The organism is Streptomyces sp. NPDC051020, from assembly GCF_040683105.1.
Classification (GTDB): domain Bacteria; phylum Actinomycetota; class Actinomycetes; order Streptomycetales; family Streptomycetaceae; genus Streptomyces.
In genome coordinates this window covers 1-9222 of the sequence record NZ_JBFBCG010000147.1, presented here as the reverse complement: position 1 = coordinate 9222, position 9222 = coordinate 1, and the positions used below count along the sequence as shown (strand labels likewise).

Genomic DNA, 9222 nt, shown 5'->3' with positions numbered 1-9222 from the left:
TGGGCGAGATCACCGACATCGTCGACGCCGTCCTCTACCTGGAAAACGCGCCGTTCGTCACCGGCGAGATCCTCCACGTCGACGGCGGCATGAGCGCCGGCCACTGAACCCCTGCCCGACTCCCAGGAGAACGCCATGCACCACACCAACACGGACGACGAGTCGATCCTGCGCGGCGTCCTCGACGGCTGGAAGGCCGCCTCCCGGCACGTGCTCGACCTGCAGGTGGATCAACATACCGTGCAGGACGGGGAGTTCTTCCTTGGCGTGGTTCAGCCAGGGGCCGCGGTGGGTGAGCCGGGGGTGCATCCGGTCCCAGGCCGTCGCGGTCTCGTGCCGTAGTGGGGGTGTCCGTGGCTGTCGTGACGTCGGGCTCGCGTCAGGTCTCGGGTTTCTTGAAGGCGAGGACGCCGCCGTGTCTGCGGGGGCGGCCGCCCTTGGGGCCGGAGCGCGCCGGGCCTTGGTAGCGGAGCATGACGCGGTCCGAGCGCGGGCATCCGACCAGCACGACGGGCAGGTCGGTCAGCGCGTGGGTCAGGTAGGCGATGTCGTAGCCGGAGTCCATGACGATCAGGATGTCCGGATCACCCGGCTTCCAGTGGCCGGCGCTTTTCAACCGCCCGACGACGTCGCGGAGTTGAGTGGCGGTGATGGTGGTCGCGTCGTCGGCCGGACCCAGGCGGACCGCGTCCAGCAGTGCGGTCCAGGAGGTGCGGCCGGTTTCCAGGGCGGCGACGAAGGAGTAGGGCCAGCCGGGGCGAGCTGGTCCGTGCCCCGGTCGCCGCGACGTCCGTAGACGTGGCAGAAGGCCGGTCCGCGCTGGTCGGGGCGTCGGGCCGCAGCCAGTTCGACACGTCCACGGCCAGCGGACGTCACCACATGAGACTGCGACAACAGGGCCTCGTGCTCTTCGCCGACTTCGACAACCGCGAGCTACCAAGAGGACCTTCCTTCATGCACGCACGGCCGCCAACTCACTCGGTCCAGCTAGGAGTGTGGGTCAGTAACCGGATAGCAGGGTTGTGAGTTCAGGTGGGTGCGCGAGATCATTTGAGGCGATACTGCCGGTGTCGTCTGTTGGAGGACCTCCGTGACCGATCCTGCGCCCGTGTCGCTGCCCGCCCCGCCCTACTACGCCGTGGTGTTCACCGCCGTGCGGACCGCTGGCGACAACGGCTATGGGGAGACAGACGAGCGGTTGATGAAACTGGCTGCCGACCAGCCAGGATTCCTCGGTGTCGATTCCGCTCGCGGTGCGGATGGCCTGGGGATCACGGTGTCGTACTGGAGGGACGAGGAGTCGATTGCCGCTTGGCGGGATCACGTAGAGCACACGCTGGCCCGTGCGCACGGACGCGAGCACTGGTATGCCTCGTTCTCGCTCCACGTGGCCAAGGTCGAGCGCGCCTACGGGTTTACCCGCCCGGCAGATTTGTAGGTGCCACCGCCGCCCTTCCTCGTGATCATTCATGCGGGATGATTCCGGTATGTGTGGCGTCGATGGGCTGTTCGAGGTCGAGCAGGCCGAGGCGAAGCGGCCGCAGGCGCGTGCGGCGGCGGACAAGCGGCTCCGGGCATCCGACCCGCACCAGGTGATGCTGCTGCCCCCGTCGCCGGACAACTGGCTGCCCGAGGACCATCTGGCCCGGTTCGTCGCCGACCTGGTCGACCAGGCGCTCGGCCTCTCGCCGATCCTGGCCGACTGCTGAAAAACGCGGTCACCGACGCGGGCGAGCAGGCCGCCGCGAAGGCCCGTCCGAAGCCAAAGGCCCAGGCCAACTTCACCGACCCCGACTCGCGGATCATGAAGAACAGCAACGGCGCCTACATCCAGGCCTACAACGCCCAGGCCGTCGTGGACGAGCAGCATCAGGTCATCTCCGCCGCCGACGTGACGACCAACGCCTCCGACGCGTTGAACTGCACCCCGATGCTCCACCAGTCCGCGGCCAACACCGGTACCCACCCCGAGCAGGCCCTGGTCGACGCCGGCTACGGCTCCGAGACGAACCTCGAAGCTGCGAAAGACCGCCAACTGTCCTGCGGCACCGACACCTTCATGGCCACCGGCCGACCTGCTCACGACAAGCAGGTCCTACCCGCACCCCGCGGACGCATCCCCAAGGACGCGACGTTGAAGGAGCGCATGGCCCGCAAGCTGCGGACCAAGCCGGGCAAGGCCGCCTACAGCCGCCGCAACGCCATCGTCGAACCTGTCTTCGGCCAGATCATGACCTGCCGGAACGGCCGCCAACTCCTCCTGTGCGGCGAGGACGGTGCCCGCGCCGAGTGGCGTTTGCTCGCCGCCTGCCACAACCTCCGCAAGATCTTCCGACACGCGGGGACGGCAGGGCTCGCTGCCTTGGCCGCCTGACGGCCGGGCCTCCCCGGCCACGGCCCTACCGGCCGGACAGCCGAACCGCAGGACCCCACCAGAGCTTTACACGTGCCGACGGGCCGCCACGACCGCTCCGCCGATGATGGCTGGCAGAGCCGCTTGCTCGTTACTGACTCACTCTCCTGGCCTCGCGCTTTCACGAGGTGGCCTGTCCGGGGGTTGATCAGAAACGCGGAAAGTGCTCCTGCCCTGCAACGATAGGACTTGCTGATGGCCCTGTTGACCGCAAGGAAAGAAGCACTGGCCTGCTGCACCGGGATGCTCGGGAGCGCACGGTCCGCGTGCGCCGTGCACCGCACCGTCGCAATCTGGACGCAATGACCTATCGGTGCGCGACGAAAGGTGACCCATGAAGTTCGCAGTCATCGGTGGTACCGGCCTGATCGGGTCGCGGGTCGTGAAAAAGCTGAACGCGGCCGGGCACGAGGCTGTGCCGCACTCGCAGTCCACAGGTGTCGACGTGATCACAGGGCAGGGCCTGGCGGAGGCGGTGGCCGGCGCCGACGTCCTCGTCAACCTGACGAATTCTCCGACCTTCGACGACGCCTCACCGGCGTTCTTCCAGACCTCGATGGACAACCTTCTGGCCGCCGCCCAGAAGGGCGGGGTGGGCCACGTCGTCATCCTCTCGATCGTCGGCGCGGACCAGGTGCCCGGCCTCGACTACTACCGGGCCAAGGTCCTGCAGGAAGACATCCTCAAGGCCGGGTCGATCCCCTACTCGATCGTCCACGCCACCCAGTTCATGGAGTTCATGGACGCGGTCCTGTCCTGGACCACCGAGGGCGATACCGTCCGCCTGCCCACCACCCCGCTCCAGCTGATCGCCGCCCAGGACGTCGCCGACGCCGTCGCCGAAGTCGCTGCCGGCGCCCCTTTGAACGGCACCCTCGACATCGCCGGGCCCGACGTCCTCCCGCTCGACGAACTCGGCCGGATCACCCTCAATGCCCATCCCGACGGCCGCACGGTCGTCACCGACGACACCGCCGGCATGTTCGCCGCCGTTCAGGGCGATGCTTTGATCGCCAAGGGTGACGCCCGTATCGCCCCCACCCACTACAGCGACTGGCTCTCCTGAACCAGCCGGCCCACCACTGGAGGCCTCACCATGTCGAACGACGAGCCGGCAGCAGACAGCACTGAGAGCCAACCGCGTTCGGAAGCATGGAAGACGGCGCTCACTGTGCTGCAGTCGGTGAAACCGCCGTCCGTTCCGGAGGGGGCAGAGGCGATGACCGTCCTCATCGAGTTCCCTCCCGGCGACCCCGGAACCCCTCCGCACCGGCACTCAGGACCCGCTTTCGGCTACATGCTGGAGGGCGAGATGCTCTTCGAGCTGGAAGGCGAGCCCGAACGGGTGATCAAGGCCGGGGAGACGTTCTGGGAGCCGGGCGGCGATGTCATCCACTACCAGGACGGGAACAACCGGTCGGACTCCTGGAGCCGCTTTCTCGTCACCATGATGTGTGCGCAGGGTCAGCCCATGCTCACCCTGGTCGGCGACGAAGAGCTGGCCCAGCGTCAACACCTGCGTGCTCCTCGTCCAGGCACCTGAGCCGTGCATGATGGATCTGTCGGCGAAAGGCATGCAGGCGCGCAGGTCGGCGGCGACAGTGCGGCCGGCGAGGGTGGCCGCGATGCGCTTGACGCGGCGGTCACCCGGGTCGGGGCTGCGCTCGACCAGCGTGGGCAGCCCAGATCAGGCGCTGCCCGGCGTGGTCGGTGATCAGGTCGGCGGCTTCGTGCAGGGGGCAGGAGGCGTCGCCGTCACGGTCGGGCTCGATCTGCTCGACTCGCTTCGCGGCGGTGGTGACCAACTGCGCCAAAGCCGGGATGAAGCCGCCGGGCGGGTCGGTGTCCTCGATGAGCTCGCGCAGGAGCGCGGCGAGCATTGCCGCCGCCCACCACCGCGCCACGAAGGCCTGGCCGACACCGACTATCACACCAAAGCCACGCCTGCCGGGTAGGTCTACGCCCTGGTCATCGGACAGGAGTTGGCCGCTGGTTACCTTCACAAGCCGGGCAGCCGCTACGGTGCAGTTGTGACGATCAACAGGGACACGGTATCCGGGACCGCGCTGTTGATCGCGGCAGCCCCGGCCGGCAAGGGCTCTCTCATTGACGCAACCAGCGTCCTGCCCACGCTCGCGGCCGTCCCGCCCAGCATCCTGACCGGCACGACGGCAGCCACCGTCATTGAACTCACCGACCCGGCCGACCCGCAGACCGTCCTCACCCGCATCCGCGCCGCGGCCGCCACACCCGGCCCACTCTCCCTCTACATCACCGGACAACTCCACCTCGACCACAAGCAGCACCTGATCCACCTCGCACTCGCCCGGACCACGCCGACCACCCTGCGCTACACCGCATTGCCCTGGCACTGGCTGGCCAGCGAGCTCAAACTGCGCCGACCGGGCACCACCACCGTCGTCATCGACGTGGTCGCCGCCCCAGACGCCTGGCAGCTGCTCCGTACCGAAGGCCTCGCTCTCGGCCATGGGATCCGCGTATACGGCCGGATCACCCCGCCGCCGCCCCGCCGCCGAATCACAGAACCGGCCTACCTGAAGGCCCTCGCCACCACCTGGCGCAGCGGCAACAACCCGCCACTCGCCCAGCTCCACGAACAGGCCGCCGCCCAGACCGGCCCCGACGACGCGCTGTTCCTGGCCGTCGACCACACAGCCGTCCCCGCCCCTGCGGCGTCGACTGTCCCCGTACCGAACCGGCCACACCAGGAGCCTGCACCTGTTCCGACGGCGCCTCCTGCGATTTCGGGGAACACCGAGGTGGCCGAAGAGGATCCGCTGCCCGCGATCTTTGCCACCGCCCACGCGGGGCGGCACGATGAGGCTGCATCACTCACAGCCATATGGGAGGGATGGGCCCTGCGTACCTACGGCGCGGGCTCCCTGCAGGCCATCCACTGGCTGGAGGTCCGGGCCGACCTCGCTCGTCTCGCCGATGATCCGGCGCGCAGCTGCGAGTTGTGGATGGCTGCCGCCAATGCCCGCCTTGCCCGGCAACAGCCCCCGGACGACCCTGCCGTAGAAGGCGCCGTAGACCGCGCGCACCACCAATGGCAGGAACTTCGCGACCCACAGCGGGCCCGCGAACTCGGCCCGCCCCTGGTCTCATTACGCCGCCACGTACCTGGCCGGCGCTCCGGGGCGATCGAAGCCGTCCATCGCCGACTGGAGCTGCTGCACACCATGCCCCCGGTGAGGGCCCGTCGTGCGGCATCCTGACGAGGGACAGTTCACCAGCGGCCGCGCGACCCGCAAGCCTGCCGCACCGGCGCCGGCGCCGTGACCGCGGCAATCGCCGTCGATGCCCACAAGGCTTGTTGTCGGTGAGGAGACCTCACTTCCCCAGGCATGCGAAGCAGGTGCTGAGCATCTGATCAGCTGGTTGGCCGACCCTCGTGACGCGGACTACTGGCTTGGCCGAGCGGCTCTGCCGCCCCGCCGGCCACGACCCCCTGGGAGGCCGCCGCAGCCGAAGCGGCACGGGCCACGCGATCAGCACCATGAGTGTCAGACGGCCTTTCGGGGGCGGGTGGTGTGGAGGCGTTCGACCAGATGCGCGTGCAGGACGTCCTCGGCCTCCTCTGCGGTCAGGTGGCCTATGAGTACGTGGCTGGTGAGGCCGTCGGCGAGGGCGAGCAGGGTGCGAGCCTCGCGCTGCGGGTCGGGTGGCGCAGCCCCTTCGTCGCCCGGGACGCTCTCGGTGGCCTCCGTGATGAGGCGGGCGAGAAGGTCCTGGAGGGCCGCGTAGCTGGTTCTCAGCGGGCCGGCGAGCGGCTCGCTGACGGCGGCCTTGGCGACGAATGCGAGCCAGACCCGTGCTTCGGCGCGGTGTTCTTTGCCGAGCAGGGCGATCTCGGTGGCCACGTGCCCCAGGGTGGTGCCGGCCGACTGGGCCGGGCTTCGGGCCAGTCGGGCCCGCGCGCGTTCGGTGATGCGTTCGCCAACGTGGTCGACGGCGAACAGGAGCATCTCCTCCTTGTTGCGGAAGCAGCGCTGAACGGCACCCACGGAGACCTGCGCGCGGGCGGCGACGTCGCGCATGGTCACTCCCTCCGGCCCGTGTTCGTCGGCGAGGAGGCAGACGGCCTCGGCGATCTGGCGGCGTCGGCCTTCGTAGTTCACCTGCTTGGGCATGCTCGGCCCCTCCTTATTCCAATACGATCGTATCGCTTCCGGGGTATGGTTCCGATACAAGCACGTCGACATGTGGATGGGGAGCACAATGATCACGCAAGACGCTCTGTGGAAGCTGCCAGCCGCCGCCCAGGCGGCGGCGGTCCGAGGCGGAGAGATATCCGCGGTCGAACTGGTCGACAGCCACCTGGAACGCATCGCTGAGGTCAACCCGCAGGTCAACGCGGTCACGCAACTGTTGGCCGAGCGAGCCCGTGAGGCCGCCGCGCAGACGGACCGGCGGCGGACTTCGGGCGAAGAGCTCGGGCCTCTGGCCGGCGTGCCGTTCACGGTGAAGGAGTCCACCGCAATCGAAGGCGTGCCGACCACATTCGGAACGGCGCGCTTCCGTGACCTGGTGGCGCCTGCAGACGCGCTGCCGGTGGCTCGGCTGCGTGCGGCCGGAGCCATACCGATCGGGCACAGCAACATGCCCACCCTGATCCTGGCGGGGATGCACTCTCGCAGCGAGTTGTTCGGCGACACCGTCAACCCCTGGGACCCGAGCCGGACCCCAGGGGGCACCAGCGGTGGCGACGGGGTGGCCGTGGCCACCGGCATGGCCGCGCTCGGACTCGGCAACGACTCCGGTGGATCTGTACGGATCCCGGCCTCGTTCTGCGGCGTGGCGGGGCTGAAGCCGACCGCCGGGCGGTTCCCCGCCGACCACCGCGTCCTCGGCCCGGACGACCCTGGACCGGCCTCACAGATGCTGGTCACCGACGGGCCCCTGGCCCGCAGGGTCACCGACCTGCGACTGGCATACGAGGCGCTGGCCGGGACCGACCCGCGGGACCCGCGGGCCGTACCGGTGCCCGTCCACGGCGAGCCGCTGCCGGGGCGGATGCAGGTCGCAGTCGTTGCCGACCCCGGCGGCCACGGCGTCCACCCCACGGTCCGCGAGGCTGTTGCAGCCGCGGCCGACGCGCTGCGCGACGCCGGGTACGACGTGCGGGAGGTGGCGGACGTTCCGCGGCTGGACGAGGCACTCGAGGCATACGGCCGGATCACCGTGACCGAGTTCGCCGAGACCTGGCCAGTGGTGCGAACACTGCTCGGCGAGGGCGGAGACCGCTACATCGAGATGGCGATGGAGAAGACTCCGCCCGCGACCGCCGCGGAGTTCATGAAGCTGATGGGAGCCTGGCTGGGCATCCGCCGTTCCTGGGCGGAGTTCCTCGACGAGTACCCGCTGCTGCTCGGACCGGTGTTCACCGAGCCGCCTGTCGAGCCGGGTCTGGAGTCACGCGACAGAGCGGGACACGAACGGGTCGGCGCGGGCATGCGCCTGTGCACCGTGACCAGCTTCGTGGGCGTGCCCGGGGTCGCCGTACCGACCGGAGTGACCGACGGGCTGCCGTCCGGCGTGCAGATCATCGGACGCGCGTTCCGGGAGGACCTGTGTCTGGCCGCTGCCCAGGAGGTCGAGGACCGCCTCGGCGTGCTCACACCGATCGACCCACGCTCTGAAGTCCTGACTGCCACACGGTAGGCGGTGCTACCGCACCGAGCATCCGTTTCCGGCGCGCGCAGAAGCTGTGCTGTCGGACCGCGTTCCACCACCCGGCCGCCGGACATCACGATCGCGTCGTCGCTGATCTGGTGGACGACGGCCAGGTCATGGGAGATGAGGACATAGCTGACACCACTCCGCTCGCGGATGCCGGCAAGGAGGTTGAGGATCTGCGCCCGGACCGGGTCGAACAGGACCACGGCGGGGACGCCAGGAACGCGGCAGGGAACGCGTGGTCCCTGCGGTGCGAACCCGGCCCCGCTCGCCCCCAGTTGCCGCTCAAGGACGACGATCTGGTGCCGCAGCGCGAGGATTTCCACGTCCTTGCCCCGGTCGCTCATCGGCAGCAGCCCGCAGCGCCGCGAGGACGTTCGTGACGGTCAGACAGGCCGGACGAAGTGGCACAAGCGGTCATCCTGCCGCGCCCACCGACGTAACTGTCACTGGGATGACCTGGGCAGACGCGGATTCCGGCAGGCGCAGGGTCGTTGAGCCGCACTGGTTACTGCCGAGGAACCTCAGATGTTCCGCAAAGATCTCCAAGATCCATTGCCCACGGGGGCGGCTGTTGCCAAAGTGCCAGCAATCACTCTCACCCGAGGCCCTCGGAGGCTCGATGATCGCCCGCCGTGCCCTGGTGTCTGCCGTGTCAGCGGCAGCCCTCGCTCTTCCTCTGCTCCTCCCCACCGCAGCCGCCGGCTCAACGCCGGCAGGCGGTGCCGCAGCACCCTCCGGCTCGCGTCTCCAGCCGCCGCCCAAACAGGCCGTCGCCACCGGCAGCGGGGGCGCAGTCTCCAGTGTGAACCCGTACGCCTCGCAGGCCGGCATCGAGGTACTGCGGCGCGGCGGCAACGCAGTCGATGCGGCGGTGGCGACCGCGGCCGCGCTCGGAGTGGTCGAGCCGTACTCGGCAGGCGTCGGAGGCGGCGGCTATTTCGTGTACTACGACGCCGCCAAGAAGAAGGTGCACACCGTCGACGGCCGAGAGACGGCCCCGGCCCGGATGCGCTCCGACTCCTTCGTCGACCCGTCCACGGGCAAGGCCATCCCGTTCCAGGAAGCGGTCAACTCCGGCCTGTCCGTGGGAGTTCCGGGCACCCCGG

The 9222-nt window shown here is 69.2% G+C and carries 9 protein-coding genes and 4 pseudogenes; 9 read left to right on the top strand and 4 right to left on the bottom strand.

Translation table 11 applies throughout. The annotated features are described in order from the left end of the window. A pseudogene (locus AB0N06_RS36885) lies at positions 1-107 on the top strand (3-oxoacyl-ACP reductase); the annotation flags it as partial. Positions 108-201: 94 nt separating this feature from the next. On the opposite strand, the pseudogene AB0N06_RS36880 reads toward AB0N06_RS36885, so the two are convergent. Beyond that, positions 202-866: pseudogene (locus AB0N06_RS36880) on the bottom strand (transposase); the annotation flags it as partial. A gap of 224 nt (positions 867-1090) precedes the next feature. Between AB0N06_RS36880 and AB0N06_RS36875 the strand changes: the two are divergent. From AB0N06_RS36875 to AB0N06_RS36860, 4 genes and pseudogenes are all read left to right on the top strand, one after another. After that, the gene (locus tag AB0N06_RS36875) at positions 1091-1438 is read left to right on the top strand and encodes an antibiotic biosynthesis monooxygenase (RefSeq protein ID WP_366139051.1); all 348 of its coding nucleotides are present in this window, start codon (positions 1091-1093) and stop codon (positions 1436-1438) included. A gap of 67 nt (positions 1439-1505) precedes the next feature. After that, positions 1506-2374, top strand: a pseudogene (locus AB0N06_RS36870) (transposase). A gap of 373 nt (positions 2375-2747) precedes the next feature. Then, positions 2748-3479, top strand: coding sequence for an NAD(P)H-binding protein (locus AB0N06_RS36865; RefSeq protein ID WP_366139050.1), 732 nt, complete (start codon positions 2748-2750; stop codon positions 3477-3479). A 30-nt stretch (positions 3480-3509) separates the two neighbouring features. Continuing rightward, positions 3510-3956, top strand: a complete 447-nt coding sequence (locus AB0N06_RS36860; protein ID WP_366139049.1) for a cupin domain-containing protein — start codon at positions 3510-3512, stop codon at positions 3954-3956. Positions 3957-3977: 21 nt separating this feature from the next. Here the strand turns inward: AB0N06_RS36860 and AB0N06_RS36855 are convergent. Next, positions 3978-4085: pseudogene (locus AB0N06_RS36855) on the bottom strand (MarR family transcriptional regulator); the annotation flags it as partial. Continuing rightward, positions 4057-4293 (bottom strand): hypothetical protein, encoded by a 237-nt coding sequence (locus AB0N06_RS36850; RefSeq protein ID WP_366139052.1) that lies wholly within the window; start codon positions 4291-4293, stop codon positions 4057-4059. The pseudogene AB0N06_RS36855 and the gene AB0N06_RS36850, both read right to left, overlap by 29 nt. A 150-nt stretch (positions 4294-4443) precedes the next feature. On the opposite strand from AB0N06_RS36850, the gene AB0N06_RS36845 reads away from it, so the two are divergent. Beyond that, positions 4444-5652 (top strand): hypothetical protein, encoded by a 1209-nt coding sequence (locus AB0N06_RS36845; RefSeq protein ID WP_366139047.1) that lies wholly within the window; start codon positions 4444-4446, stop codon positions 5650-5652. A 288-nt stretch (positions 5653-5940) separates the two neighbouring features. Here the strand turns inward: AB0N06_RS36845 and AB0N06_RS36840 are convergent, their stop codons facing one another. Next, positions 5941-6567 (bottom strand): TetR family transcriptional regulator C-terminal domain-containing protein, encoded by a 627-nt coding sequence (locus tag AB0N06_RS36840; protein WP_366139046.1) that lies wholly within the window; start codon positions 6565-6567, stop codon positions 5941-5943. 88 nt (positions 6568-6655) lie between these two features. On the opposite strand from AB0N06_RS36840, the gene AB0N06_RS36835 reads away from it, so the two are divergent. The 3 genes from AB0N06_RS36835 to AB0N06_RS36825 form a co-directional block, all read left to right on the top strand. Continuing rightward, entirely contained in the window at positions 6656-8098 is a 1443-nt protein-coding gene (locus AB0N06_RS36835; protein WP_366139045.1) for an amidase, read from the top strand. 128 nt (positions 8099-8226) lie between these two features. Continuing rightward, entirely contained in the window at positions 8227-8496 is a 270-nt protein-coding gene (locus AB0N06_RS36830; RefSeq protein WP_366139044.1) for a hypothetical protein, read from the top strand. Between the two features lie 239 nt (positions 8497-8735). Further along, a partial coding sequence (locus AB0N06_RS36825; protein WP_366139043.1) for a gamma-glutamyltransferase occupies positions 8736-9222 on the top strand: 487 nt, incomplete at its 3' end.

Coding starts and splice junctions, on each gene's coding strand:
- AB0N06_RS36865 (WP_366139050.1), top strand. CDS start 2,748: ATGAAGTTCGCAGTCATCGGTGGTACCGGCCTGATCGGGTCGCGGGTC.
- AB0N06_RS36860 (WP_366139049.1), top strand. CDS start 3,510: ATGTCGAACGACGAGCCGGCAGCAGACAGCACTGAGAGCCAACCGCGT.
- AB0N06_RS36850 (WP_366139052.1), bottom strand. CDS start 4,293: ATGCTCGCCGCGCTCCTGCGCGAGCTCATCGAGGACACCGACCCGCCC.
- AB0N06_RS36840 (WP_366139046.1), bottom strand. CDS start 6,567: ATGCCCAAGCAGGTGAACTACGAAGGCCGACGCCGCCAGATCGCCGAG.
- AB0N06_RS36835 (WP_366139045.1), top strand. CDS start 6,656: ATGATCACGCAAGACGCTCTGTGGAAGCTGCCAGCCGCCGCCCAGGCG.
- AB0N06_RS36830 (WP_366139044.1), top strand. CDS start 8,227: ATGGGAGATGAGGACATAGCTGACACCACTCCGCTCGCGGATGCCGGC.